General features: G+C 60.3%; 29 protein-coding genes. 12 read left to right on the forward strand and 17 right to left on the reverse strand.

Annotation, left to right across the window (positions count from 1 at the left end):
- Positions 1 to 90: 90 nt before the first annotated feature.
- Together ubiA and G5179_RS20070 are read right to left on the reverse strand one after the other, a co-directional pair.
- The gene (ubiA, locus tag G5179_RS20065) at positions 91 to 960 is read right to left on the reverse strand and encodes a 4-hydroxybenzoate octaprenyltransferase (protein ID WP_005339536.1); all 870 of its coding nucleotides are present in this window, start codon (positions 958 to 960) and stop codon (positions 91 to 93) included.
- Entirely contained in the window at positions 957 to 1,493 is a 537-nt protein-coding gene (locus G5179_RS20070) for a chorismate--pyruvate lyase family protein (protein WP_005339534.1), read from the reverse strand. The genes ubiA and G5179_RS20070 overlap by 4 nt, the downstream gene beginning before the upstream one ends.
- A gap of 145 nt (positions 1,494 to 1,638) precedes the next feature.
- Here G5179_RS20070 and G5179_RS20075 point away from each other — a divergent pair, with 145 nt between their 5' ends.
- Together G5179_RS20075 and G5179_RS20080 are read left to right on the forward strand one after the other, a co-directional pair.
- Positions 1,639 to 2,079, forward strand: coding sequence for a flagellar basal body-associated FliL family protein (locus G5179_RS20075; protein ID WP_216952370.1), 441 nt, complete (start codon positions 1,639 to 1,641; stop codon positions 2,077 to 2,079).
- A 112-nt stretch (positions 2,080 to 2,191) separates the two neighbouring features.
- Complete coding sequence (locus G5179_RS20080; RefSeq protein WP_098971330.1) at positions 2,192 to 2,356, forward strand: hypothetical protein; 165 nt, start codon at positions 2,192 to 2,194, stop codon at positions 2,354 to 2,356.
- A gap of 18 nt (positions 2,357 to 2,374) precedes the next feature.
- On the opposite strand, the gene G5179_RS20085 is transcribed toward G5179_RS20080, so the two are convergent.
- The 6 genes from G5179_RS20085 to G5179_RS20110 form a co-directional block, all read right to left on the reverse strand.
- A complete protein-coding gene (locus G5179_RS20085; RefSeq protein ID WP_421258986.1) occupies positions 2,375 to 2,707 on the reverse strand; it encodes a DUF2799 domain-containing protein in 333 nt (110 codons plus the stop codon).
- Between the two features lie 137 nt (positions 2,708 to 2,844).
- Positions 2,845 to 2,970: a hypothetical protein gene (locus G5179_RS20090; RefSeq protein WP_005339521.1), complete on the reverse strand. Its 126-nt coding sequence runs from the start codon at positions 2,968 to 2,970 to the stop codon at positions 2,845 to 2,847.
- A gap of 74 nt (positions 2,971 to 3,044) precedes the next feature.
- Positions 3,045 to 4,025, reverse strand: a complete 981-nt coding sequence (locus tag G5179_RS20095) for an MDR family oxidoreductase (protein WP_421258987.1) — start codon at positions 4,023 to 4,025, stop codon at positions 3,045 to 3,047.
- A gap of 93 nt (positions 4,026 to 4,118) precedes the next feature.
- Positions 4,119 to 5,384, reverse strand: a complete 1,266-nt coding sequence (gene waaA, locus G5179_RS20100) for a lipid IV(A) 3-deoxy-D-manno-octulosonic acid transferase (RefSeq protein WP_421258988.1) — start codon at positions 5,382 to 5,384, stop codon at positions 4,119 to 4,121.
- Between the two features lies 1 nt (position 5,385).
- The gene (gene waaF / locus G5179_RS20105) at positions 5,386 to 6,420 is read right to left on the reverse strand and encodes a lipopolysaccharide heptosyltransferase II (RefSeq protein ID WP_124243350.1); all 1,035 of its coding nucleotides are present in this window, start codon (positions 6,418 to 6,420) and stop codon (positions 5,386 to 5,388) included.
- A gap of 38 nt (positions 6,421 to 6,458) precedes the next feature.
- Positions 6,459 to 6,851, reverse strand: coding sequence for a hypothetical protein (locus tag G5179_RS20110; RefSeq protein WP_216952387.1), 393 nt, complete (start codon positions 6,849 to 6,851; stop codon positions 6,459 to 6,461).
- A 49-nt stretch (positions 6,852 to 6,900) separates the two neighbouring features.
- Here G5179_RS20110 and G5179_RS20115 point away from each other — a divergent pair, with 49 nt between their 5' ends.
- On the forward strand, positions 6,901 to 7,677 hold the full coding sequence (locus G5179_RS20115; protein ID WP_216952388.1) for a glycosyltransferase family 2 protein: 777 nt from the start codon (positions 6,901 to 6,903) through the stop codon (positions 7,675 to 7,677).
- Between the two features lie 51 nt (positions 7,678 to 7,728).
- Here the strand turns inward: G5179_RS20115 and G5179_RS20120 are convergent, their stop codons facing one another.
- Entirely contained in the window at positions 7,729 to 8,766 is a 1,038-nt protein-coding gene (locus G5179_RS20120; RefSeq protein WP_100647130.1) for a glycosyltransferase family 9 protein, read from the reverse strand.
- A gap of 134 nt (positions 8,767 to 8,900) precedes the next feature.
- Between G5179_RS20120 and coaD the strand changes: the two genes are divergently transcribed.
- Complete coding sequence (gene coaD, locus G5179_RS20125) at positions 8,901 to 9,386, forward strand: pantetheine-phosphate adenylyltransferase (protein WP_071914926.1); 486 nt, start codon at positions 8,901 to 8,903, stop codon at positions 9,384 to 9,386.
- Positions 9,387 to 9,478: 92 nt separating this feature from the next.
- Here the strand turns inward: coaD and G5179_RS20130 are convergent, their stop codons facing one another.
- The 6 genes from G5179_RS20130 to radC form a co-directional block, all read right to left on the reverse strand.
- Positions 9,479 to 10,414 carry a VirK/YbjX family protein gene (locus tag G5179_RS20130; RefSeq protein ID WP_421258989.1) on the reverse strand — a complete coding sequence of 312 codons (936 nt, stop codon included), beginning with the start codon at positions 10,412 to 10,414 and terminating at the stop codon, positions 9,479 to 9,481.
- 114 nt (positions 10,415 to 10,528) lie between these two features.
- Complete coding sequence (mutM, locus tag G5179_RS20135; RefSeq protein ID WP_216979846.1) at positions 10,529 to 11,341, reverse strand: bifunctional DNA-formamidopyrimidine glycosylase/DNA-(apurinic or apyrimidinic site) lyase; 813 nt, start codon at positions 11,339 to 11,341, stop codon at positions 10,529 to 10,531.
- 24 nt (positions 11,342 to 11,365) lie between these two features.
- The gene (locus G5179_RS20140) at positions 11,366 to 11,821 is read right to left on the reverse strand and encodes a hypothetical protein (protein ID WP_204380398.1); all 456 of its coding nucleotides are present in this window, start codon (positions 11,819 to 11,821) and stop codon (positions 11,366 to 11,368) included.
- A 93-nt stretch (positions 11,822 to 11,914) separates the two neighbouring features.
- Complete coding sequence (rpmG, locus tag G5179_RS20145; protein ID WP_005307500.1) at positions 11,915 to 12,082, reverse strand: 50S ribosomal protein L33; 168 nt, start codon at positions 12,080 to 12,082, stop codon at positions 11,915 to 11,917.
- Positions 12,083 to 12,093: 11 nt separating this feature from the next.
- Positions 12,094 to 12,330, reverse strand: coding sequence for a 50S ribosomal protein L28 (gene rpmB, locus G5179_RS20150; RefSeq protein WP_005307492.1), 237 nt, complete (start codon positions 12,328 to 12,330; stop codon positions 12,094 to 12,096).
- Between the two features lie 136 nt (positions 12,331 to 12,466).
- Positions 12,467 to 13,141: a RadC family protein gene (gene radC, locus G5179_RS20155; protein WP_227342961.1), complete on the reverse strand. Its 675-nt coding sequence runs from the start codon at positions 13,139 to 13,141 to the stop codon at positions 12,467 to 12,469.
- Positions 13,142 to 13,289: 148 nt separating this feature from the next.
- Between radC and coaBC the strand changes: the two genes are divergently transcribed.
- The 5 genes from coaBC to pgi all read left to right on the forward strand — a co-directional run bounded on the left by coaBC (position 13,290) and on the right by pgi (position 18,696).
- Positions 13,290 to 14,492: a bifunctional phosphopantothenoylcysteine decarboxylase/phosphopantothenate--cysteine ligase CoaBC gene (coaBC, locus tag G5179_RS20160; protein ID WP_421251559.1), complete on the forward strand. Its 1,203-nt coding sequence runs from the start codon at positions 13,290 to 13,292 to the stop codon at positions 14,490 to 14,492.
- Between the two features lie 81 nt (positions 14,493 to 14,573).
- On the forward strand, positions 14,574 to 15,032 hold the full coding sequence (gene dut, locus G5179_RS20165; protein WP_005339498.1) for a dUTP diphosphatase: 459 nt from the start codon (positions 14,574 to 14,576) through the stop codon (positions 15,030 to 15,032).
- A 68-nt stretch (positions 15,033 to 15,100) separates the two neighbouring features.
- On the forward strand, positions 15,101 to 15,697 hold the full coding sequence (slmA, locus tag G5179_RS20170; protein WP_005339495.1) for a nucleoid occlusion factor SlmA: 597 nt from the start codon (positions 15,101 to 15,103) through the stop codon (positions 15,695 to 15,697).
- Between the two features lie 165 nt (positions 15,698 to 15,862).
- A complete protein-coding gene (locus tag G5179_RS20175; RefSeq protein WP_005339493.1) occupies positions 15,863 to 16,699 on the forward strand; it encodes a mechanosensitive ion channel domain-containing protein in 837 nt (278 codons plus the stop codon).
- 347 nt (positions 16,700 to 17,046) lie between these two features.
- The gene (gene pgi, locus G5179_RS20180) at positions 17,047 to 18,696 is read left to right on the forward strand and encodes a glucose-6-phosphate isomerase (protein WP_421258990.1); all 1,650 of its coding nucleotides are present in this window, start codon (positions 17,047 to 17,049) and stop codon (positions 18,694 to 18,696) included.
- 156 nt (positions 18,697 to 18,852) lie between these two features.
- On the opposite strand, the gene ilvC is transcribed toward pgi, so the two are convergent.
- Positions 18,853 to 20,334 carry a ketol-acid reductoisomerase gene (ilvC, locus tag G5179_RS20185; protein WP_331483885.1) on the reverse strand — a complete coding sequence of 494 codons (1,482 nt, stop codon included), beginning with the start codon at positions 20,332 to 20,334 and terminating at the stop codon, positions 18,853 to 18,855.
- A gap of 221 nt (positions 20,335 to 20,555) precedes the next feature.
- Here ilvC and ilvY point away from each other — a divergent pair, with 221 nt between their 5' ends.
- Entirely contained in the window at positions 20,556 to 21,449 is an 894-nt protein-coding gene (gene ilvY / locus G5179_RS20190) for an HTH-type transcriptional activator IlvY (protein WP_101531017.1), read from the forward strand.
- Here the strand turns inward: ilvY and G5179_RS20195 are convergent.
- Entirely contained in the window at positions 21,438 to 22,298 is an 861-nt protein-coding gene (locus G5179_RS20195) for a hypothetical protein (RefSeq protein WP_421258991.1), read from the reverse strand. The genes ilvY and G5179_RS20195 overlap by 12 nt on opposite strands.
- Before the next feature lie 192 nt (positions 22,299 to 22,490).
- Here G5179_RS20195 and G5179_RS20200 point away from each other — a divergent pair, with 192 nt between their 5' ends.
- Together G5179_RS20200 and G5179_RS20205 are read left to right on the forward strand one after the other, a co-directional pair.
- Positions 22,491 to 22,682 carry a hypothetical protein gene (locus tag G5179_RS20200; protein WP_005339486.1) on the forward strand — a complete coding sequence of 64 codons (192 nt, stop codon included), beginning with the start codon at positions 22,491 to 22,493 and terminating at the stop codon, positions 22,680 to 22,682.
- A gap of 73 nt (positions 22,683 to 22,755) precedes the next feature.
- Positions 22,756 to 25,338 carry a GNAT family N-acetyltransferase gene (locus G5179_RS20205; protein WP_421258992.1) on the forward strand — a complete coding sequence of 861 codons (2,583 nt, stop codon included), beginning with the start codon at positions 22,756 to 22,758 and terminating at the stop codon, positions 25,336 to 25,338.
- Positions 25,339 to 25,671 lie beyond the last annotated feature (333 nt).

Genomic DNA, 25,671 nt, shown 5'->3' on the forward strand with positions numbered 1-25,671 from the left:
CGATGCGGTACATAGAGGGTTCTGAGTAGAAAAATGCTAGTTGAAAATGTGTAAACCTATTTCAGGACTAGACATTTACTCGGAGCGCAATCACGCCAGCAGGTAGTCAAGCACCAGACCGGCAAACACCAGCGCCCCCACATAGTTGTTGTTGAGAAACGCCTGGAAGCAGGCTTCCCGCTGCCGCTCGCGAATGAGCCGCTGCTGATAGACAAACAGCACCGCCGCTCCCAGCAATCCCCAGTAATACCAACCCCCCAGCGTCATCAGCTGCCCGACCGCCAGCAACAGCAGCAGCGTCGAGAGTTGCAATGCGCCGATGATCCGTTTGTCGTAACGACCAAACAGGATGGCGCTGGATTTGAGGCCGATCTTGAGGTCGTCATCCCGATCCACCATGGCGTACTGGGTGTCGTAAGCCACGGTCCAGAGCAGGTTGGCGAAGAAGAGCAGCCAGGCCACCAGCGGCAGGGCATCCGCCTGGGCCGCATAGGCCATCGGGATCGACCAGGAGAAGGCCATCCCGAGCACCAGCTGGGGATTGGAGATAAAGCGCTTCATGAAGGGGTAGCTCACTGCCAGCAGCAGGGCGACAAACGACAGGCCGATGGTGAGCGGATTCATGGTCAGCACCAGACCAAACGAAATAAGCGCCAGCACGAAGAAGAGCGCCAACACCTCCCACGGCTTGACTCTGCCCGTGGGCAAGGGGCGACCAGCGGTGCGTTTGACATGGCCGTCGAAGTTGCGATCCGCATAGTCGTTGATCACGCACCCTGCCGAGCGCATCAGAAAGACCCCGACCACAAACACGGTCAGCACCCAGAGATTGGGCAGGCCACCAGCGGCCAGCCAGAGCGCCCACAGGGTTGGCCACAGCAGCAGCAGAGTGCCTATGGGTTTGTCGACGCGGGCCAACTGCATATAGGCAAGTCCCCGCTCCTTGGTTAACAGATTCACTCCAGCTCCTTGTCACAGACGAGAGAGGGCAGAAACAGCTCGTGCACCAGCAGTGGCCACTGCCCCAGAAACAGACGGGAACGACGCCCCCAGACAGTGGCGGCCGGGCAACGGGGATTGGCGGCAATATCGAAACGGGCCAACTGCAGGTGATCGCGGCGGGCAGGCTCATGGCCAAATACCCGCTCACCCAGCGGCTGCTCGCCAAGCTCGGCAATGCCGCTCCCTTGCAGTGCGTCATCGGCAAACAGGGTCCAGCCCAGCACGGCGGGCCCACGGTCCCCGTGCAGGATCACCTCGCGGCAGGTACCGGCCGGCGAGGCCGAATCCACCAGCCACTGCTCATCGGCAGTAAGGGCGACCGGGTGATTGCCCAGCCACTCCACCGAAAAGTGGCGATTGTGCTGACGCAGCCGCCGGGTCATGGAGCCGGGCTCCAGCAGCCAGGGGCGCAAGCTGGCGGGCAATTCGCAACATTCGGGGGCCAGCCACCCGCTTAACGGCGTGAGGGGAACAGTCAACTCGGACTTCACAGCTTCACCATCCAGAGATTTCCGTGTTCAGGTTAAAATCCGGTTTATTATCCGTAAATCAATAGCGAAATGTAAGAACATCCGTGCTTGACGGCCCCGATGGCAACATCAAAAATGGGTTATCTCTTGCTGATGAGCCATCTATATGAAGATCTTCAAAATTCTGCTGGTGTTGTTACTGAGCTGTGGTGCGCTGCATGTACAAGCCTCATCCGAAGAAGAGCCGCCCGCAGAGGGAGAAGAAGCAGCCGCAGCCGCCAAGCCGGGCTTTTCCTACCACGCGCTCGACCCCGACATCATCACCAACTACCTGAGCAACGGCAAAACCCTCGGTTATGTCCGAGTCACGGTGGAGCTAATGGCGGAAAACGAAGCCGACCTCAAGCTGCTGGAGCAGCATGACCCGCTGATCCGAGATACCATCATTCGTTTGATGGGCAGCAAGAGCGCCGAGCAGATCAAATCCCTGGTCAGCCGTGAAGAGTTGCGCAAGGAGTGCGAAACCAAGGTCAACGAACTGCTAGTCAAAGAGACTGGCAAGAAAGCGGTGCGCGAGCTCATCTTCACCAAGTTCCTTTACCAGTAATCCCTCCCGAAACAATCGCTTATTGGCATAACGGCCAATAAGCGAGCTTTACCGATTCACTCGAAATGAAAATCGATTACAATACGGCCGTCGAGTCTTAGAGGTAGTCGTTATGGGCAGCAAGACCCTGTGTGAGTGGCGTCGCCACGAGATCCCCACTGATCTCAAAGCGTTGCGCAAAATTGTTCGCAAGCCGAAATTCGTCTGCGGCAAGTGCGCCCGCAGCGCCAATGACAAGGGTTACCTCTGCCAGCCACTCCGCTTGAAAGAGGAGTAACCCCTCACGGTCAGTGCACTATTGATCGGTCCAACCCTGTCGTCCCTGCTCGAACAGCCTGCGCGCCTGGATATCATTCGGGCAGACACCGCGATACTCCTCGCCTGAGCGGCCAGCCAGATAGAGATGCTCGGGGCGGCAATACCATGCCAATCCCTTCTGATGTCCCTGCTTCCACAGTTCGGCATCCACCTTCTTGCCACACTGGCCCTGATGGAACTCAACCCGTTCGGTGGTGAAGCCCAGCTTGCCGTCAGCCTCCCCCACTTCGCTCCACACCTTCTCGCAAGGGTCATCGTTGGAGACACAGCCCCCCAGCAGGGCCGCCAGCAATATGATGGAAAGTCGCATAGTCATCCTTGAGTGTCGTTTGAGCTGTTCATTCTTGACCAGCCAGGGGATGACCACAAGCAACTTGCATCCACCCTGTGAGCGCACCAAAAAAATCAGGCGGGCCCAAAGCCCGCCTGTTCGTTCAATGCCGTCGTTCACTGGTCATCGAAAGTGTCATCATCCTGCCAGCTTTCATCTTCCCACTGATCCAGCTCTTCTTCCCAGGAATCCGGCTCCCAATCATCATCAGAGGAGTCGTAATCCGGCTTGTGTCCACCCATCTTCACTCTCCTTGGATAGTTCACCCGCACTCCAATTTTATCCGGAATTGTCGGGCTCGCCAGTCAGAGAGAGTTCAAAGTTTGACCAAGGTGCGACCGGCGATCTGGCCTTGCGTGATGGCCTCGGCGGCCTCCACTACCTGCTCCAGCCCAATCTCGGTAACCGCCTGCTCAAAGAAGCTGGCAGGAAGATCCCGTGCCAGTCGCTGCCACGCCAGTTGACGACGCTCAAACGGGCACATCACCGAATCGACCCCCTGCAACCGCACGTTGCGCAGGATGAAGGGCATCACACTGGTCGGCAGATCAAAGCCGCCCGCCAACCCGCAGGCCGCCACAGCGCCGCCATAGTTCATCTGAGCCAGCAGCTTGGCCAGCACCTGACTGCCGACGGTATCGATGGCACCGGCCCACAGCTGCTTCTCCAGCGGTTTGGCAGGCACCAGCAGCTCGCTGCGCGGCACGATGCGGCTGGCACCCAACGCAGTGAGCATGGCGCCCTGCTCTTCGGGACGACCGGTCAGCGCCGCCACCTGATAGCCAAGGGCTGCCAGCAGGGCGACCGAGGTGGCCCCCACACCGCCTGCCGCGCCGGTGACCAGCACCTCGCCACTTGCGGGAGTAATACCCGCCTCTTCCAGTGCCAGCACGCAGAGCATGGCGGTGAGACCGGCTGTACCGATGCACATGGCCTGGCGCTCATCCAGCCCGGCGGGCAACGGCACCAGCCAGTCCCCCTTGACCCGCGCCTGTTCGGCCATGCCGCCCCAGTGGCCTTCACCCACGCCCCAACCGGTCAGCACCACCTTGTCGCCGGGCTGATAGCGGCTGTCGGCAGACTCGAGCACGGTACCGGCGAAGTCGATGCCAGGGACCAGTGGCCACTGGCGCACTATCTTGCCCTTACCGGTGATGGCCAGCCCATCCTTGTAGTTGATGGAGCTGTAGGCAACGGCCACCCGAACCTCACCTTCCGGCAACTGGCTCTCGGTCAGTCGGGTCAGGGTTGGAACAGTCTTGCCGTCTTGGTTTTCCAGTAACAGAGCCTTGAACATGGTTGCCTCTTTGATGACGTGTGAAACGGGGAGCAGCTGCTTTGGCGCTTTTGCAGTTGAAAATCGAGAGCCAGTACGATGCTCGTTATGGGTTCAGTCGTTCTCCAGTGCGGTCAGGCAGTGCGAGAGGGTACGCGCCAGCGCCCCCTGATTGCGCAGCACCACGGCGCGGGCCTGCTCCCCCATCTCGCGGCGGGCGTTGCCGTCGGCAAATAGCTGGCTAACCCGCTCGCCCAGCTCGGCGGCATCGGCCACGATGGCGGCGCCCCCCTGAGCCACCAGCTGGCGGGTGATGTCGCTGAAGTTGAAGTAGGCGGGGCCAGTCAGGCAAGGCTTGCCGAGAGCCGCCGGCTCCAGCAGGTTGTGACCGCCGATCTTCACCAGACTGCCGCCAACGAAGGCCACATCGGCCGCCGCCAGCATCAGCGGCAGCTCGCCCATGGTATCGCCGAGATAGACCTTATCCCCGGCACTCACCGCAGCACCATCAGTGCGCCGCACGCAGCCATAAGGGGCGCACAGCTCGGCCACCCGATCGAACCGCTCGGGGTGGCGCGGCACCAGAATGAGCAGCGCGTCGGGATGGCGTTTGAGCAGCAGATCGAAGGCGGCCAGCACCTGCTCATCCTCACCCAGATGGGTACTGGCGGCGATCCAGACCGGCCGCTCGGCGCCCAGCTGCTGGCGCAGGGCGCGCCCCTTGGTCTGCACCTCGTCACCAAACTGGATGTCGAACTTGATGGAGCCGGTCACCGCCAGCCGCGAACGATCGATGCCGAGGCGGGCGAAGCGGTCGGCGTCATCCTGATGCTGACAGAGCAGATGGGTCAGCGGCCGGCTCAGGGCGTCGAAGGCGCCGTGGAAACGGGCATAACGCTGGCAGGAGCGCTCGGAGAGGCGGGCGTTGATGATGGTCACCGGCAGGTGGCGCGCCTCGCAGGCGGCCAGCCAGTTCGGCCACAGCTCGGTCTCCATCACCCAGAGCGCGCGCGGCTTGAAGGTGTCGAGAAAGGCCGCAATGGCCCAGGGGTAGTCAAGCGGCGCGTAGCGATGGATCACCAGATCCCCCAGCCTGGCAGCCTGATCGGCGCCGGTGCGGGTGGTGGTGGTGAGCAGGATCGGCAGATCGGGCCGCTCCGCCTTGAGGGCACGAATGAGCGGCGTGATGGCCAGCGTCTCCCCCACGCTCACCGCATGGATCCAGAGCGGCGCCTCCTGTCCGGTGGCGGGCAGCCGCCCGAGATGCTCGGCCCAGCGCTTGCCAAAGCCGGGCTTGCCTTTCTTCGGCTTGTAGAGCGCCAGCAGCGCCAGCGGCAATCCCAGATGGATCAGCAGGTTGTAGAGCAGACGGTAGGGCATCTTACTGACTCTGCTCCAGCTTCTTGCAGGCATCGACCACCTGCTCCGGCGCTAGGTCGATCAGGCACTTGAGATGGCCGAACTTGCAGGTGCGCTTGAAGCAGGGGCGACACTCGATGTCGGTGTGAACGATCTCGACCCGATCCGCCAGCGGCGGGGTGTAGAGCGGCGAAGTGGAGCCATAGACGCCCACCAGCGGCCGGTTGAGGGCAGCGGCGATGTGCATCAGGCCGGAGTCGTTAGAGATGACCCGGCTGGCCAGCGCCATCAGATCGATCGCCTCGTGCAGGCTGGTCTTGCCCGCCAGCACGTGGCAGTTGGGGCGAGTCAGCAGGTTGACCCGATCCCGGATGGTATTGGCTACCGGTACATCCTTGTTGGAGCCGAAGATCCACACCTGCCACCCTTCGTCCAGATGCTGCTGGGCCACCACGGCGTAGTGCCCCTCCGGCCAGCGCTTGGCCGGGCCAAACTCGGCACCGGGGCAGAGCACAAGCACCGGGCGGGCGCGATCCAGCCCCAGTCGCTCCAGCGCCTTGCTCTGGTTGACCAGATCGACGTGCAGAGAGGGGTGCGGAATGGTCGGAATATCGGCCCGGCTCTTCATCTGCGCCTTGGGATAAGCGAGCGCCAGATAGCCCTCCACCATCAGCGGGAAGGCGGATTTGTTGCTGCGCATATCGTTGAGCAGGCCGAAGCGGTGCTCCCCTTTCCAGCCGGTACGCACCGGAATGCGGGCAAACCAGGGGATCAGCGCCGACTTCATGGAGTTGGGTTGAACGATGGCCTGATCGTACTTCTCGGCCGCCAGTTGTTTGCCGAGGCGGCGGCGCGCCACCAGCTTGAAGTCACCGTGGCCGAGGGGCATGGTGATCGCCTTGTCCACCTCCGGCATCCGCTCCAGCAGGGCGCAGCACCAGGCGGGAGCCATCACGTGCAGCTCGCACTCGGGATGGTTGGCCTTGATCGCCTTGTAGAGACTCTGGGACATCACCATATCGCCGACCCAGGAGGGGCCGATCACCAATATTTTCATTACGCGTCTTCTCTCGGGTCTGGCCCGGCGGTTAATCATCACTGGACGAGATTATGCCCCAAGAATGGTCGGATAAATAACAGAAGATCCTTGGCAATCGCCTCTGCCGTCTCATTTTCCCAGTGACGATCTTCTTCCAACTGGGCGAGATTACGCGCCACATGCAATGGTCGGATAAATAACAGAAGATCCCTGCTAGGCACCTTCACTTCCTCATTTTTCCAGCGGCGACCTTCCCCCAGCCTGGCGAGATTACGCACCACATGCAATGGTCGGATAAATAACAGAAGATCCTTGCCAGGTACCTCTGCCGTCTCATTTTTCCACAGGTCTTCTGAAGAGACGCAACGCCAGCCGGGCAGGTAAACAGCTGGCAGAAACGGGCAATGGCGGCTCTCTCTTTGACCCGTTTTTCCGTTAGAATGGCCCATCAATACGCATTCGACCCGCCAGCCGGGCAATAACCGTGAGCCCCATTTCGTGAAAAAACCGACTCTGGCTGCCGTTCTGATCGTCAAGAATGAAGCCGACAACCTGCGCAAGTGCCTCGCCTCCCTCGACGGACTGGTGGACGAGATCGTCATTTTGGACTCGGGCAGTCAGGACGAGACCCCGGCTATTGCCGCCGAGTTTGGCGCCCGCTTCTTCGTCAACGCCAAGTGGCCGGGCTTTGGCAAACAGCGCCGACTGGCCCAGTCCCACGTGCTGTCCGACTGGGTGCTGTGGCTGGATGCCGACGAGCGGCTCACCCCCGAGCTGAAAACCGCCATCGCCAACGTGATGGCCAATCCGGCCAGCGATACCATCTACTCGATCCCGCGCCTCTCCTGGGTGTTTGGCCGCTTTATCCGCCACAGCGGCTGGTATCCGGATCGGGTGCTGCGCCTCTACCCCAAGGCACTCACCAGCTACAACGAGGCGCTGGTGCACGAAAAGGTGGAAGTACGGGCCAACATGAAGATCGTCAACATTCATGGCGACCTGCTCCACTTCACCTATCGGGATCTGGAGCACTATCTGGTGAAATCGGCCGGTTATGCCCGCGCCTGGGCCGATCAGCGCACCGCTCGCGGCAAGAAGGGCTCTCTCAGTCAGGGGCTGATCCACGCGGTCGGCTGCTTCCTCAAGATGTACCTGCTCAAAGCGGGCTTCCTCGATGGCAAGCAGGGGCTGCTGCTGGCGATCCTCTCCGCCCACTCCACCTTCGTTAAATACGCAGACCTCTGGGTGCGCCAGCAGCCGCAGCAGCCGGAATAACCGTCATACGAAACAGGGCCCTGCGGGGCCCTGTTTGCATTGCTGCATACCTTACTTGCGCCAGAAAGGCGCCGCCCAGCGGGCCATCACCGGCACCATGGTCTTGGGATCGAGCTGGCTCATATCCTCAGGATGGTCGCTATCCTCCGGCGGGCTGAAGGCAAGGTGACGCCCTTCGCTGTTGAGGGGCTTCCAGCGTAGCGGGGTGGCGGAGCGGCGCATCGGGAAGAAGCCGATGGTCGGCACGTCGAGCGCCCCGGCGATATGGAGCGGGCCGGTACTGCCGGCGATAAACAAAGCGGCGTTGGCCAGCACCTGACAGAACATCGGCAGACCGTCGCTGGAGCGGTAGATCCAGCCGTTGCCGCCGTGGGCCAGCAACTCGGCCGCCAGCTGTTCGGCCATCTTCTCCTCGCCCGGGCCGGCGGTGAGCACGCACTGCAGCTCGGGACAGGCCTGGTTCAGCTTGATGATGATGCGGGCGTACTGCTCGATGGAGAGGTTGTTGGCCGAGCCACCGCTGCCGGCGTGAACCATCAGCCAGGGGCGGCTGGCATCGAGCTTGAGCTTGGCCGCCAGCTGCTCGCGCACCTGCTGCAGGCTCGCCTCATCGAAACTGAGGAAGGGAGTCTTGGGCTCCACCACGGCGACCTGATGATCGGTCAGGAAGCGACGGATCAGCTCCAGATTGTACTCGGACTCCGGCTTCTGGGAGCGGGAGCGGCGTTGCACCAGACGCTGGTTGTAGAGCACCTGCGCCAGCTTGGTCGCCGGCGCCAGCCGGTAAGGGATGTGTGCCTTCCACACCAGCATGGCGTTGCGGGAGTTGGAGAAGAGGCAGATGGACGCGTCGAACGCCGCCGCCTTGATCCGGGCCAGCAGTGCCCGCTGTTGCTCCTTGTCGGCTCGCACGCCCGGATCGATGATCACCTCGTCAATCCAGGGGCAGAGTCGGGCCAGCGGGGCCGTGTAGGCCGGAACCAGGGCAGTCACATGACACTCCATGGAGCCTTTGAGCATGGCGAAGCTCGGCCACGCCAGCATGAAGTCACCAATCTTGTCATTGCGAACGACCAGAATACGTTTCATAAAAAATCCCTTTGCTCCCTGTCACCAATGCAGGGAGGCTTGATGCGCGATGGCGTATTCTTGCCTGATGCACTGCTATTCTCAAGCGACGACCTTATAATGCGACCAAATTTCCAGGTTGCAGGACCACAAAGATGACTACCAGGGTGATCTATCCCGGGACATTTGATCCCGTTACCAATGGCCATGCCGACCTGATCGGCCGCGCCGCCAAGCTGTTTGACGAGGTGATCGTCGGTGTCGCCAACAGCCCGAGCAAGCGCCCGCTGTTCGATCTGGCGGAACGTGTCCAGCTTGTCCAGCAAGTGACCAGCCAACTTCCCAACGTCAAGGTGGTCGGCTTCTCCGGGCTGCTGGTCGATTTTGCCAAAGAGCATCAGGCCAACGTGCTGATCCGCGGCCTGCGCGCCGTCTCCGACTTCGAGTACGAGTTCCAGCTGGCCAACATGAATCGCCGCCTGATGCCCACGCTTGAGAGCGTCTTTCTCACCCCAGCCGAGGAGAACTCCTTTATCTCCTCCACCCTGGTGAAAGAGGTGGCGCTGCACGGTGGCGACATTCGTCAGTTTGTCGATCCCGTGGTGGCCCAGGCCATCGCAGCCAAACAGCAACAGCGCTAATTCCTCCCCTGATGGCAGATACAACAAGGGCTACCCACGGGTAGCCCTTGTTGTATCTGTCTCGTTATAGAGAGGTCAGCCTGCCCTGCCGGTTACTGACGGGCAAACCGCTCATTCATCTCCTGCACCAGCAGATCGAGCCACTCGTAACGGCGCCGGTACATGGCCCGCTTCTTGGAGGCGATCTCCTCCAGCGGCTTGCGCGACTGCAGTTGCAGGGCGACAAAGTTGGCATCCACATCCTGCGCGCCAAACTCCTGCCACAACTCGTCGTAATCGGCCTGCAGGTTGGCCTTCTGCTTGCTGCTGTAGCGCTTGGCCTGAAACACGTGGGCCCGCTTGCGCACCGCCAGCACCTCCGCCGCCCCCATGGCCTGCGCCAGTTGCAGCACCAGTTGCACCAGCAGGGATTTGGGCCGCAGGCCGTGTCCCTCTTTGGTCAGCTCACGCACCCGATCCTGGGCATTGTCGACCGCAGGCTCCGGCCCTTGCATGGAGCCGATCATCAGCATCAGACGTTCCGCACTGCCCGCCAGCGAGAACGCACAGCTGTAAAGGCGTTGCCCCTCATTGTTGACGATGGAGAGTGCCAGCTCGGCCTCGCGGCGAAAAGTGCCATCATGGCGCAGCAGAATGCGACAGCCGCTCTGGGGATAGTGCCCCAGCGAGATCCCCTCACCCAGATAGAGCCGCTCGATCAGTTGCGGGTAGCACTCCAGCAGCAACCGGTAGTGGTTTTCCAGCATCTCGACCCGCTGGCGGGCACTGGCGCTAGCGAAGCGATAGGGACGCATCGGCTTGTCGAGCAGCTCGGGATAAATGGCCGGCAGCGCTTTGAGCGACTCGCACCGGAACAGATTGAAGACCCGGCTTAGCGACTTGCGATAGAGCAGACTGCGAAGCACAAACTTGCCGCGATTGAAGGTTTGGCGCTCGCACCCCTCGGGGTAGAGGAAGCGGGCCATTTTCTTGGCGCAATAGCGCTCTTGCTGGGATAGATATTCCCAGTCTATTGATTTTAAAGTCATTTCTAGTTCTCAAACCGCCTGAACGGCCGCAGATACTAGTGATGACTGCGCAAATATTCAACAGCCTGGAAATATGCTGTTACAACTTCCCCCGGATCGGGGAAAAAAGTACGCTCAGCGCTGGCAATGAGTGCAAAAAACCGTGGTGCGCTGCCCCATTCTGATCTCGGTCAGCAGGGTGTGACAGTGGAAACAGGGCTGCCCGCCACGGCCATAGACCTGCAACTGCTGCACGAAATAGCCCGGCTTGCCATCGGCGCTGGTGAAGTCCTTGAGGGTGGTGCCGCCCTGACGAATCGCCTCGGCCAGTACCCGCTTTATCTCTGCCACCAGGGTTCCCAGCCGTTTGGCACTGATAGTACCCGCCGCCCGCTTGGGGTGAATGCCGGCGGCATAGAGCGCCTCGTTGGCGTAGATGTTGCCCACCCCGACCACCACCTGATTGTCCATCAGGAACTGCTTGATTGCAGTACTGCGCCCCTTGGCGCGCCCCTGCAGGTAATCGGCATTGAAGGCATCGGTGAGCGGCTCTGGCCCCAGCTTGGCGAGCAGCGCGTGGGCTTCGGCCGGTTCACGGGTCCACAACAGGGCACCGAAGCGGCGCGGATCGTTGAGCCGCAGCAGCTTGCCATTCTCCAGCTCGATATCCACGTGGTCGTGCTTCTCGGCTGGCGTGCCGATATCCAGTACCCGCAGGCTGCCGGACATCCCCAGATGGAGGATGGCGGTGCCGAAATCGGTCTCCAGCAGCAGGTATTTGGCACGGCGGCGCACCCGATGGATGGTGAGGTCCACCAGCTCCTGAATCTCACCGGGGATCGGCCAGCGCAGGCGGCCATCCCGCACCACCACGCGTGTCACCTTGATACCGGTGAGCCAGGGAGAGATCCCCTGACGGCTGACTTCAACTTCTGGCAATTCAGGCATGGGCACCTCGCAAGGAAAAGGAAATCAGGGGGCAGGACGCAGCAGATCGCGATACTGCTCGGCAGTGAGGGCGAGCCAGAGACCGGACGGCAGCTGGGCACCATACTGACCGCTGTTCTGATAGAGGCCGATCTCGACCGGATCGTTCTGGCCGGCAATCCACACCTTGATGGTCACCGGCGCACCGCGTACCGCTTCACCGGGGGGTAGCAACCAGCCCTGCCAACGTGCCAGACGGGCATCCAGCTGCGCGCTGTCGAGCCCCAGATCCGGCCCGCTGCGCCAGCCCTGACCGATCCGCTCAATCTGCCAGCTCGGCCCCTGCCAGGTGAGCACCACAGCCGCATCAGGCAGCAAGGGGCGAGCGCGCTTGGCGCTGTTCTCCTGCTGGGCAGTCTCCATACGATGCAACAGGGTGATCACGATCAGCACCACCACAATGATCACGTTATTCCAGCCTTTGCGGCTCAATTTGAACATGGCAAGCCTCCCTTTGAACCGGCAGTGTACTGAATTCGGCGCATAAAAAAACCCGGCACGAAGCCGGGTTTTTGGGAATGCAGCATCAAGTAATTACTTGATTTTGCCTTCCTTGTAGATCACATGCTGACGAACAACGGGATCAAACTTTTTGATCTCCATTTTTTCGGGCATGGTGCGCTTGTTTTTGGTAGTGGTATAGAAGTGACCAGTACCGGCGCTGGAGTTCAGGCGAATTTTCTCGCGAATACCTTTAGCCATGATCTAATTCCTTATACCTTAACACCGCTGGCGCGCAGTTCAGCCAGAACCACTTCAACGCCACGCTTGTCGATGATACGCATGCCTTTTGCGGATACGCGCAGGCTTACGAAGCGTTTTTCACTCTCAACCCAGAAACGGTGAGTGTGCAGGTTCGGCAGGAAACGACGCTTGGTGGCGTTGTTAGCGTGCGAACGGTTGTTACCAACTGCCGGGCGCTTGCCGGTTACTTGGCATACTCTAGACATGTCAGTCTCTCCAAATCTTACTTCATTGCTCGAGCAAATATCTGCCCCGCTGGCCTTCGATTGCGGGGCAAACAGAAGGCGGCATTTTATACAGCATCCGTGATCAAAGATCAACTAATACGGCGCCAGAGCACAGTCATAACCAACCGCGCTCGGCGAAAGAAACCGTGATGCCGTCACCGATCACCAAGTGATCCAGCACTCTGATATCGATCAGGGCCAAGGCGGCCGTGATCCGATCCGTGATCTGGCGGTCGGCCCGACTGGGCTCGGCGACGCCGGACGGGTGATTATGCGCCAGAATCACCGCGGCTGCATTATGTTTGAGTGCGATCTGCACGATTTCTCTGGGCCAGACGCTCGCCGAATCGATTGTGCCGAAAAAAAGCTCAACAAATTGAATGACTCTGTGCTGATTGTCGAGCAACAGCAGGGCAAATACCTCGCGCGGCCGATCCCGCAGCTGGGCTTGCAAATAGTCGCGGGTCAGCTGGGGTGAGGTGAGCGCATCACCCCGTTGCAGTTGCTGTGCCAGATGGCGCCTCGCCATCTCCAGCACCGCCTGCAACTGGGCATATTTGGCAGGGCCAAGGCCGTGGGCCTCGCAAAATGTCTGTTGATCCGCATCCAGCAAACTTCGCAAAGAACCGAATTTATTCAACAGGTTGCGTGACAGATCGACAGCACTTAAACCATTGACTCCGGTGCGCAAAAAGATCGCGAGCAGCTCGGCATCACTGAGCACAGTAGGCCCCTGACGCAACAGCTTCTCTCTGGGGCGTTCATCTTCCGGCCACTCCTTGATGCTCATTTGTCTCTCCTCTCTCCCTGTTGAGGAAAAACATAGCAAATATTTGCGTGTTCCCCGCCACAACCCCTTGATGCCAACCCCTGTCGTCATCCCCAGCCTGTGGTATCTTAGCCGACCAGTCAAAGTGAGCCGGATAGAGAAACAGCAGATGAGATTGGCCGATAAACGCATCCTGTTGGGTGTCAGTGGCGGGATCGCCGCCTACAAGAGTGCCGAGCTGGTACGCCGCCTGAAAGATCAAGGGGCCGAAGTGCGGGTAGTGATGACCCGCTCCGCCAAGGAGTTCATCACCCCGCTGACCCTGCAGGCGGTCTCCGGTCATCCGGTGGCGGATAGCTTGCTGGACCCCTCTGCCGAAGCAGGCATGGGCCATATCGAGCTGGCCAAGTGGGCCGATCTGGTACTGATTGCCCCCGCCAGCGCCAACCTGATGGCACGTATGGCGGCCGGTATGGCCGACGAACTGCTGACCACCCTCTGTCTGGCCACGCCGGCGCCCATCGCGCTGGCGCCCGCCATGAACCAGCAGATGTATCTCAACGCTGCGACCCAGGCCAACCTCAAGACCCTGGCCAGCCGCGGCATTCTGCTGTGGGGGCCGGATGCCGGCAGCCAGGCCTGTGGCGATGTGGGCCCGGGCCGGATGCTGGATCCCCTCGAACTGGTGGATCGCTGCTGCCAGCAACTGGCCGCCGAGCCCTTGCTGGCGGGCGTCAGGCTGCTGCTGACCGCAGGCCCGACCCGCGAGGCGCTGGACCCGGTGCGCTACATCAGCAACCACAGCTCCGGCAAGATGGGCTTTGCCATCGCCCGCGCTGCCCGTGAAGCGGGCGCCGAGGTGACGCTGGTGAGCGGGCCGGTGACGCTGGCTACGCCGGCAGGCGTGACCCGTGTCGATGTGGAGAGCGCCGAGCAGATGCATCAGGCGGTAATGAGCCTGGTGGGCGAGTGCGACCTCTTCATCGGCTGCGCAGCAGTGGCTGACTATCGCCCCGAGCAGGTCGCCAGCCAGAAGATCAAGAAGACTGGTGACAACGACCAGATGGTGGTGAAGCTGGTGAAAAACCCCGACATCATCGCGGCCGTCGGCGCCCTTTCAGACAAGCCCTTCACTGTCGGATTTGCCGCCGAAACCGTGGATGTGGAACAATACGCCCTCGATAAATTGCAGCGTAAGCGGTTGGACATGATCGCCGCCAACGATGTGTCCCGCGAGGGGCAAGGCTTCAACGCCGATGACAACGCCCTGACCGTATTCTGGCAAGGGGGCCAGGCCCCGCTGCCACTGGCCGACAAGCTGACGCTGGCCCGTCACCTGATCGCCCTGATTGCGCGTCACTATCGGCGCTGAGCGTCCCGAAAGAACAAGACTCACGGCGCCCCGCCTTGCCAAGAGGGGCGCCAACACAAGATCCAACTGAAAAAGCGATTCATGACTACACAAATTGAACTGAAGATTCTGGATGCCCGTATCGGTACCGAGTACCCGCTGCCCGCCTACGCCACTCCCGGCTCTGCCGGCATGGATCTGCGTGCCCTGCTGGATGCGCCGCTGACTCTGGCTCCGGGCGATACCACTCTGGTACCGACCGGTCTGGCTATTCACATTCAGGATCCGGGTCTGTGTGCCACCATTCTGCCCCGCTCCGGCCTTGGCCATAAGCACGGCATCGTGCTGGGCAACTTGGTCGGTCTGATCGATTCCGACTATCAGGGTCAGCTGATGGTCTCGGTCTGGAACCGCGGCAAGGATGAGTTCACCATGCAACCCGGCGAGCGTATCGCCCAGCTGGTAATCATGCCGGTGGTTCAGGCCAGCTTCCAACTGGTCGATGAGTTCAACCAGAGCGAACGGGGCGAAGGCGGTTTTGGTTCTTCCGGTCGTCAATAACAGACCACACCAACCTGATGGGCGGTGCCTAATAACAGAATCAAGCCATTGTTTTTTTAGGGGAATCCATGGCAAGCAGTAATCAGAAACAGAGTCGGCGCGATCAGATCCTGCAGGCGCTCGCCCATATGCTGGAAACCAGTCCGGGGCAGCGTATCACCACGGCCCGTCTGGCGGCCGAGGTCGGCGTATCTGAAGCTGCCCTCTATCGACACTTTCCCAGCAAGGCGCGGATGTTCGAGGGGCTGATCGACTTTATCGAGGATTCCCTGCTGTCACGGGTCAATCTGATCATGGCGGAAGAGAAAGACACCATGGCGCGCTGCCACCACATCCTGCAGTTGCTGCTGGTGTTCGCCGAGCGCAATCCCGGCATTACCCGCATCCTCAACGGCGATGCCCTGCTGGGGGAGCATGACCGGTTGCGAGACCGCATCAGCATCCTGTTCGACAAGCTGGAGACCCAGATCAAGCAGGTGCTGCGTGAGAAGCGGCTGCGCGAGGGTCAAGGCTTCCAGCTCGACGAGACCATGCTGGCCAATCTGCTGCTGGCCTACACCGAAGGCCGCATCAGCCAGTTCGTGCGCTCCGAGTTCAAGCTCAAGCCGACCGCCGGTTTCGAAGATCAGTGGCAATTTATCCGCAGCCAGCTGCTGCAGAGCTGATGGTTTTTTCGCATCATTCAGCAAAAAGAAGGGAGGCTTTGGCCTCCCTTCTTTTTTGTGTCAGGTTTTTATGGCAGAAAAGAAGTACCAGATGCGACCCGTACTGTCGCGCTGCGGTGTTAGATTTATCCACCATAAACCTTTTAGAACCTGACAGGACATCCTATGGAACCCGAAATCATTACCGAAGCGCAGACCTGGCTGGTCAATAATCAGGGACTGCTGATCGAATACGGCGTCAATATCGCCGCCGCCCTGCTGACCCTGCTGGTCGGCTATATCGCCGCCAACCTCATCAGCGGTGGCGTGGTCAAGGTGATGCAGGCCCGCAAGCTGGACACCACAGTCACCCACTTCGTCGGCAGCATCCTCAAATACGCTATTCTGGTGTTCGTGGTGATAGCCGCGCTGGGCCGTGTCGGCGTGCAGACAGCCTCCTTCGTCGCCATTATCGGTGCCGCCGGTCTGGCCATCGGTCTGGCGCTGCAAGGCTCGCTCTCCAACTTCGCAGCCGGCTTCCTGCTGATCATCTTCCGCCCCATCAAGGCGGGCGAGTTCATCGAAGTGGCGGGCACCGCGGGTGTGGTGCAGTCCGTTCAGCTCTTTACCACCACCCTCACCTCCGGTGACAACAAGATGGTGGTAGTCCCGAACTCCGCCATCCTCAACGGCACCATCGTCAACTACTCGCGCATGGATACCCGCCGCGTCGATATGACCTTTGGCATCGGCTACGGCTCTGACCTGCGCAAGGCCAAACAGATCCTCGAGCGTCTGGTAAGCGAAGAGCCGCGCATCCTGAAAGATCCGGCAGCCACCATCGCCGTTGCCGCGCTGGCCGACTCCTCGGTCAATATCGTGGTGCGCCCCTGGGTGAAAACCGCTGACTACTGGGGGGTCTGGTTCGACTTCCACGAGAAGGTGAAACTGACCTTTGATGCCGAAGGCATCGAGATCCCCTTCCCGCAGATGGTGATGCACATGCAAAAACCGCAGGCGTGATCGCGGTTCTGCTGCAACAGACAATGCCAGCCTTCGGGCTGGCATTGTCGTTTCTGGCCCCAGCCCATGGCCATGTCGGTGCATAACCACGCCAACCGGATGAAAACAATTTCAGGCTATCGGGGTGGCCCCAATCATGAGCAAGCGCAAGATCCGCCTTGCTTTCGTGACACATAATCCCAATGTTCTGGTTGTATGCTCCCGGCAGTGACCCATTGCGGTAAAAGACAATCGGTAAAAATCTGTTACACGGGCAGCCCGATCGGCTCGCTATAATGCTCGGATAATAAGGTTTGGCGGGACCTTGCCTGCAAGGTTCAAACACAACTTGGCATTTCAGGAATCCTATGAAAAATATCAATCCAACCCAAACCCAGGCCTGGCAGGCACTGGAAGCCCACTTTGCAGCAAACAAAGAGACTCGACTCAAGGATCTGTTCGCGCAGGACCCGAAGCGCTTTGACAAGTTTTCCCTTACCTTCGGCGGCGACATCCTGGTTGATTACTCGAAGAACCTGATCACCGAAGAAACCCTCAAGTTGCTGATTGATCTGGCCAAAGAGACCGATCTTCGCAGCGCGATCGATGCCATGTTCAATGGTGACAAGATCAACATGACCGAAGGCCGCTCCGTACTGCACGTGGCCCTGCGCAACCGCTCCGACCGCCCCATCGAGTGCGAAGGCAAGGATGTTATGCCGGAAGTGAACGCCGTGCTGGCCAAGATGAAGGGCTTCTGCGAGAAGATCATCTCCGGCGAATGGAAAGGCTACACCGGCAAAGCGATCCAGCACGTGGTCAACATCGGTATCGGTGGCTCTGATCTGGGCCCGGTGATGATCACCGAGGCACTGCGTCCCTACAAAAACCACCTGCAGATGCACTTCGTCTCCAACGTCGATGGCACCCACATCGCCGAGACCCTGAAGAAGATCGATCCGGAAACCACCCTGTTCCTGGTGGCCTCCAAGACCTTCACCACCCAGGAGACCATGACCAACGCCCTGACCGCCCGCGACTGGTTCATCAACATCGCCGGTGACAAGGCACACGTTGCCAAACACTTCGCTGCTCTCTCCACCAACGGCAAGGCCGTGGCCGAGTTCGGCATCGACACCAACAACATGTTCGAGTTCTGGGACTGGGTTGGCGGCCGCTACTCCTCCTGGTCTGCCATCGGCATGCCCATCGCCCTCTCCGTCGGTTTCGAGAACTTCGAAGCCCTGCTGCAAGGCGCCTTCGAGATGGACATGCACTTCGCCACTGCCTCCTATGAGCAGAACGTGCCGGTGCTGCTGGCGCTGATTGGCCTGTGGTACAACAACTTCTACGGTGCCGAGTCCGAAGCCATTCTGCCGTACGACCAGTACATGCACCGCTTCCCTGCCTACTTCCAGCAGGGCAACATGGAGTCCAACGGCAAGTACGTGGATCGCAACGGCAAGCCGGTTGACTACCAGACTGGCCCCATCATCTGGGGTGAGCCGGGCACCAACGGCCAGCACGCCTTCTACCAGCTGATCCATCAAGGCACCAAGCTGATCCCCTGTGACTTCCTGGCGCCAGCCATCAGCCACAACCCGATCGGTGACCACCACCCGAAACTGCTGGCCAACTTCTTCGCCCAGACCGAGGCGCTGGCCTTCGGCAAGAGCAAGGAAGAGGTTGAAGCCGAGTTCCTGGCGGCTGGCAAAACCCTGGAGCAGGTCAAGGATCTGGTGCCGTTCAAAGTGTTCGAAGGCAACCGCCCGACCAACTCCATCCTGTTCAAGAGTCTGACCCCGAAAACCCTGGGTGCCTTGATCGCCATGTACGAGCACAAGATCTTCGTACAGGGCGCAATCTGGAACATCTTCTCCTTCGACCAGTGGGGCGTGGAGCTGGGCAAACAGCTGGCCAACAAGATCCTGCCGGAGCTGGGCAACAACGAGGCTGTCACCAGCCACGACTGCTCCACCAACGGTCTGATCAATACCTGGAAAGCGTGGAAAGCCTGATTTATCCAGCCTTTCTGAATGCAAAAGCCCCGCTCAATGAGCGGGGCTTTTTTATGACTGTCAGGCTGATTGTTCTGGCTGGCCGGTCGGGTGTCCAGTCCGACCGGCGACGGGGATCGTCATCCCCGCCCCTTCATCATCCAGCTCGATGCAGGCTTAACCGCCAACGGCGATGCGTTTCATGTCTTTCATATAACCACGCAGTACCAGGCCGATTTTTTCGATCGGGTGGTTGCGGGTCGCCTCATTTGCCGCCAGCAGCGCCAGGTTATCCACGCTCTGCCCTTCCGCCTTGCTGGCACCCAGATCGCCTGCTTTCAGGGTCGGCATGAAGTGCTCGCGCAGCAAGGGCACGGCAGCGTTGGCGAACAGGTAGTTGCCGTACTCGGCGGTATCGGAGATGACCACGTTCATCTCGTACAGACGCTTGCGGGCAACGGTGTTGGCGATCAGCGGCAACTCGTGCAGGGATTCGTAGTAGGCGGACTCCTCGTAGATACCGGAAGCCACCATGGTCTCGAATGCCAGCTCGACACCCGCCTTGACCATGGCCACCATCACCACGCCATTGTCGAAGTACTCCTGCTCGGCAATCTTGCCAGCGAACGCCGGGGCGTTTTCGAAGGCGGATTTACCGGTCTCTTCGCGCCAGCCGAACAGCTTGGCATCGTCTTCGGCCCAGTCGGCCATCATGCCGCGAGAGAACTCACCGGCAATGATGTCGTCCATATGCTTCTCGAACAGCGGGCGCATCAGGGTCTTGAGCTGCTCGGAGAGCTCGAAGGCGCGCAGCTTGGCAGGGTTGGAGAGGCGGTCCATCATCAGGCTGATACCACCCTGTTTCAGGGCTTCGGTGATGGTCTCCCAGCCGAACTGGATCAGCTTGCCGGCGTAGGCCGGGTCTGTGCCTTCGGCAACCAGCTTGTCGTAGCAGAGCAGGGAACCGGCCTGCAGCATGCCGCAGAGGATGGTCTGCTCGCCCATCAGGTCGGATTTCACTTCCGCCACGAAGGAGGACTCCAGCACCCCGGCACGGTCGCCGCCGGTGGCAGAGGCCCACGCCTTGGCGATGGCCATGCCTTCACCTTTCGGGTCATTTTCCGGGTGAACAGCGATCAGAGTCGGTACGCCGAAACCGCGCTTGTACTCTTCACGCACTTCGGTACCCGGGCACTTCGGCGCCACCATAACAACTGTGATGTCGGAGCGGATCTGCTGACCCTCTTCCACCACGTTGAAGCCGTGGGAGTAGCCCAGCGCGGCGCCCTGCTTCATCAGCGGCATCACGGTTTTCACCACGTCGGAGTGCTGTTTGTCCGGAGTCAGGTTCAGCACCAGATCGGCGGTCGGGATCAGCTCTTCATAGGTGCCGACCGCGAAGCCGTTGTCGGTGGCTTTCTGCCAGGAGGCGCGCTTCTCGGTGATGGCGGCCTTGCGCAGGGCGTAGGAGATATCCAGCCCGGAGTCACGCATGTTCAGACCCTGGTTCAGACCCTGGGCACCACAGCCCACAATCACCACCTTCTTGCCCTTCAGCACGTTGCAGCCGTCCGCGAACTCTTCGCGCTGCATGAAACGACACTTGCCCAGCTGGGCCAACTGCTGACGCAGGTTCAAGGTGTTGAAATAGTTAGCCATGGTGATTGCTCCGTTCGATTGATTCCATGCCGGATAGCGGCGTTGTCTGAACCACTATAGCGCGGGACACTTATTGCCTGAACTGATATATTCGAAACAGTACGTTGCAATAACTGAAATGCTCACCCTTCATAATTGCCTGCTGAATGTACCGCGAGATGACAAAAACAAGCCGCCAACCGCTGGATATCGGGCACACCAGCCGCGCCAGGAGCTGAAAGATGGACCTTCGCAATCTCGAGCTGTTTCTCCACCTCGCCGACTCCCTTCATTTCGGCAAGAGCGCCGATGCCATGGCGGTCAGCCCCTCCACCCTGAGTCGCGCCATCCAGCGGCTGGAGCAGGAGACCGGCTGCGTGCTGTTCGAGCGGGACAACCGCTCGGTGCGGCTCACCCCCGCCGGCGAGAAACTGCGGGAGTTTGGCGGCGGCCTGTTGCAGGAGTGGCGTCAGCTCAAACAGGAGCTCAAACGCAGCGATGAACCGCTGCAGGGGCGGCTGCGGGTCTTCTGTTCGGTCACCGCCAGTTACTTTCTGCTGCCCGAGGTACTGGAGCGCTTTCGCCGCCGCTACCCCCAGCTGGAGATCAAGCTGGAGACCGGTGACCCGGCGCTGGCGGTGGACAAGATCCTGGCCGACGAGGCCGATCTCGCCATCGCTGCCCGCCCCGATGCCCTGCCCGCCAAGCTGGAGTTCGCCAGCCTGCAGCAGGTGCCGCTGGTCTTTATCGCGCCGCGCAACGCCCCGCAACTGAACCAGTGGTTCCGTCAGGGAGAACCTGATTGGGAGCAGTTGCCAGTCATCCTCTCCGAGCAGGGCTTGGCCCGCAAACGCAGCGATCAGTGGTTTCGCAACAAGGGGATCGCCCCCAACATCTACGCCGAAGTGGCGGGTAACGAGGGGATCGTCGCCATGGTGGCGCTCGGTTGTGGTGTGGGGCTAGTGCCGGCGGCGGTGATCGACCACAGCCCGCTCGGCGACAAGGTGCGGATCATCGACCTCAAGCCAGCCTTCAAGCCATTTGATGTGGGGATCGGGGTGCTCAAGAAGCGGCTGGAGGAACCGCTGATCCGCGCCTTCTGGGATACCGCGCAGAATCAGGGTTCACTGCGCTGACACCGGATTATAGATAAGGGCCGGATCGGCCATCATGATGCGGCTGGGCAGAGGCAAGTCGGGGTTGTGCAGCTCGAGGCGCACCCGCTCATCCAGTTTCAGTCGCCGAATGGTGCTGCCAAATCCCTCTTCAAAGACCCGGTCAAAAGCGCCAGATTGCCGTGCCCGCTTCAGGCCGAGCTCGATGCGCTGCGCCAGCTCCGGATATTTTGGCGAGACAAAGAAGAGCAGCGCCAGCGGATAGCGAAACACCAGACGGGGCTCGATGGCGAGATCCGGATGCCGCCTTAGCTCATCCTCGACCTCGATGACCGATCGCAGGAAGCAGTCAAAGCGCTTCTTGCGCAGCATGTTGAAGAGTGCCTCATAAAGATTGCCCACCGTCACCTTGAGGCCGTTAGCCCGCAGCAACTGGGTGTCTGGCCAGGATCTGTGCTGACCGATGGAGAGCCCGGCGCGATGCCAGTCTGCCAACGACCCGATCGAGGCAAAACGTCCCTCATCCCCCTGCCGAACCAGACACACCCGCCACCCCAGCAGCCCCTTGGCCAGCGGAATGTGGATTGCCAGCAACTCCCGTTCTCGCTCACCATCCGGGGCAAAGACACCGACCTGAACCAGCTCGCCGCTGCGCAGCTCCTTCACCGCCCGCCCCTGCTCCATCTGCGGGCTGGAGACCAGCTGGTAAGGGCCATATTCGGGCACGGTGAGGTCGAGGGAGAGGCGCAACAACTGGACGACGGCGGGGTTGGGGTGATCCAGCAACAGATTCCAGGCGCGGATAGGCTGCTCGGTTGCCGATACGCCAACCGTCCACAGTGCCATGCACCACCACCAGACTCTGATCATCCTGTGCACCATCCATGCCTCGTGCTCCTCGCCATACTATAACGCCAGCCAGCGCCTCAACGGCGCCCTCTCTGAAAGATGTGTGAGCGCTCTTGTGTCAAATCTCGTGTCAAAAGTGACAATAGGCAAACTCGGCAGGTCATCGCAGACTGAACGTTCATCAACAAACGCCAAGGCGCAGGGAGGAGAGCCATGAAACAGCATCTGGTAGAGATCAAGGGTTCAACCCTGTTTGACGAGTATCTGCAAAGCATGGGCGTGCCCAGCACGGCGCTCGATCGAGAGCAGGATATCTATCTGCAGGAACGCCACTTGGGAGCCATTCGCCGGGTGCAAGGCGAACTGCGCTTTTATCTGCGTGCCAATGCCCTGAACAAACGGTGATCAGGATCCGGTCACAGAACCCGCAGCAAAGGCGTATTAGACTGGTATCTTCCCCCTTTTGTCGGGAGTGCCCATGAAAGCAAGCGGTCTGGATCGGCTGTTCAAACCCCACTCAATCGCCGTGATCGGCGCCTCGACCGACCCGCTAAAGGCGGGTCATGTGATCGTGCGCCACCTGCTGGCAGGCCAGTTCAAAGGGCCCATCCTCCCCGTCACCCCGCGCAACAAGTCCATCGCCGGCGTGCTGGCCTATCCCGATATCGCCAGCCTGCCGCTGACCCCGGATCTCGCCATCATCTGTACCAAGCGGGAGCGGGTCTTGCCGTTGCTGGAGGCGCTCGGCCAAAAGGGTGCGGGCGCAGCCATCATACTGGCCGCCGACTTTTCCCCCGAGGATCGGCTGGAGTTGAAACGGGTCTGCCAACAATACGGCATTCGCCTGCTCGGCCCCAACAGCATGGGAATGCTGCTGCCCGGCCAGGGGATCAACGCCAGCTTTTCACCCATTGCCGCCAAGCCGGGGCAGGTCGCCTTTCTGTCGCAATCCGCCGCCGTCAGCACCACCATTCTGGATTGGGCCAAGCAGCATGAGCTGGGCTTCTCTGCCTTCATCTCCTTAGGTGATCACTGCGACATCGACTTCGGCCAGCTGCTGGATCAGCTCTCCCGCGACAGCGTCACCCGCGCCATTTTGATCTATATGGACAAGTTGCACGACGCCCGCCACTTTCTCTCGGCAGCGCGGGCAGCCTCGCGCAACAAGCCGATCCTGGTGCTGAAAAGCGGGCGCCACGAACCGGCCCACGGTCTCGACAATGTCTATGATGCCGCCATCCGCCGCGCCGGCATGTTGCGGGTGCGGGATACCCACGAGCTGTTTGCCGCAGTGGAAACCCTCAGCCACTCCATGACCCTCAAGGGAGAGCGGCTCACCATCATCTCCAACGGCCGAGGGCTGGCCAATATGGCGGTGGATGTGCTGCTGGAGCGGGGCGGCAAGCTGGCTCGCCCGCCGCTCGACATCGGCAGCGATGCCACCATCACCACCTATCAGGAGGCGCTGGACAGCGTGTTGCAGGAAGATGGCATCGACGCCATCCTGATCATCCACGCCCCCTCGCTCACGGCACCAAGCGCACCGCTGGCCAGCCATCTAATCGCCCATCTGAAACAGCATCCCAGAGCGCGCCGTTTCAATATCCTCACCAACTGGGCGGGCGAATACTCGGCGCAGGAGGGGCGCAAACTCTTTACCGAAGCGGGCTTCCCGACCTACCGCACACCGGAAAGCGCCATGGCCGCCTTCATGCACATGGTGGAATACCGCCGCAACCAGAAGCAGTTGATGGAAACCCCGGCGTCACTGCACGGCAACCAGCTCAATGTCGATCTGTGCCAACAGCTGATCCGCCAAGCGCAGGAGCGCAAACAGCTAAGATTGGATACCCATCTGGTGCACCCGATTTTACAAGCCGCCGGTCTCTCGACCCTGCCAACCTGGATCGTCACCGACGCCATCGAAGCGACCCTCACCGCCGAGCAGATCGGCTACCCGGTGGCGGTAAAACTGCGCTCGCCCGATATCCTGCACAAGTCTGCCGTACACGGGGTGGTGCTCAATCTGCGCACCTCGGCCGAAGTGGCGCAAGCTGCAGATGCCATTCTGGACAGGGTCAAACAGCATGATCCGGGCGCCCGTATCGAAGGGCTGCTGGTACAGCGCATGGCTCGCCGCAGCGGCGGCCTCGAACTGCGGGTACGCATCCAGCAAGACGCCATCTTTGGCCCCGTCATCCTGCTGGGTGAGTCGGGTGCGGAACCGCAGGAGATGGTAGCAGCCTTGCCACCGCTCAATCAGGCACTGGCGCGTTACCAGATCATCGGCGCACTCAAGAGCCGCAAGATCCGCGAACAGGCCACACCGGAACGACTGGATATCGATGCCCTCGGTCAGGTGCTCTGCCAGCTCTCCGAGCTATTGCTCGCCTTTCCTGAGATTCAGGAACTGGACCTGCACCCTCTGCAAGCGTGCGGTGCCGAAATGGTGGTGCTGGATGCCAGCCTCACACTGGCTGACCCCGCCATCCCGACCAGCAACCGACTGGCGATCCGCCCCTATCCTACCGAACTGGAGGAGGGTGCCTGGCTTAAAGATCAGCGCCATATCCTGCTGCGCCCAATCCGGCCGGAAGATGAACCGGCTCACAAGCAGTTCGTGCTGCGGGTCTCCGATGAAGACAGGTACAAACGCTTCTTCGCCGATGTAGGCGAGCTGGGCCATGAAGAGCTGGCTCGCATGACCCAGATCGATTACGACCGGGAGATGGCCTTCGTAGCGGTGGGGCAAGATGGCGAGCTGCAGGATCAAATCCTCGGCGTGGTACGCGCCATTTCGAGCCCGGACCAGAGCGATGCCGAGTTTGCCATTCTGGTGCGATCGGACTTGAAAGGGGTGGGGCTCGGCAAATTGATGATGGAGAAGATCATCCGTTATGCCAAAGAGCAGGGGATTGGCCAGTTATCCGGCATGACCATGCCCAGCAATCGCGGCATGGTCAACCTCGCCAAACGGCTTGGCTTCAAGATCGACGTGCAGATGGAAGAGGGGGTGGTCAATATGGAACTGCCCTGTAGTCAGCAGGCAGCAGAAGGCTGATTTGACCATCTGTAGAGTCGTTCAAATGGCAGTAAATGAAACTGATAAGGCTCGGATATAGCTATAAACTGGTGGGGATAATCGGCTATCTGGCCATTCTTCTGACAGGTAAAAGCCAGATATTGGTGGTTTAAGGCGCTAAAAATACAAATGCCCGGTTATGAAACCGGGCTTTGTGTTGGTTCTTGCTTACAAATCTGTGGGATTTATAGGCAAGATCGTCCATAGCAAAAAGGCCTTCCCATCTGGGAAGGCCTTCAAATTAGTGGCGGAGCGGACGGGACTCGAACCCGCGACCCCCGGCGTGACAGGCCGGTATTCTAACCGACTGAA

This window comes from Aeromonas sp. 600886, assembly GCF_049174935.1.
In the GTDB taxonomy this organism is placed as follows: Bacteria; Pseudomonadota; Gammaproteobacteria; order Enterobacterales; family Aeromonadaceae; genus Aeromonas; species Aeromonas veronii_A.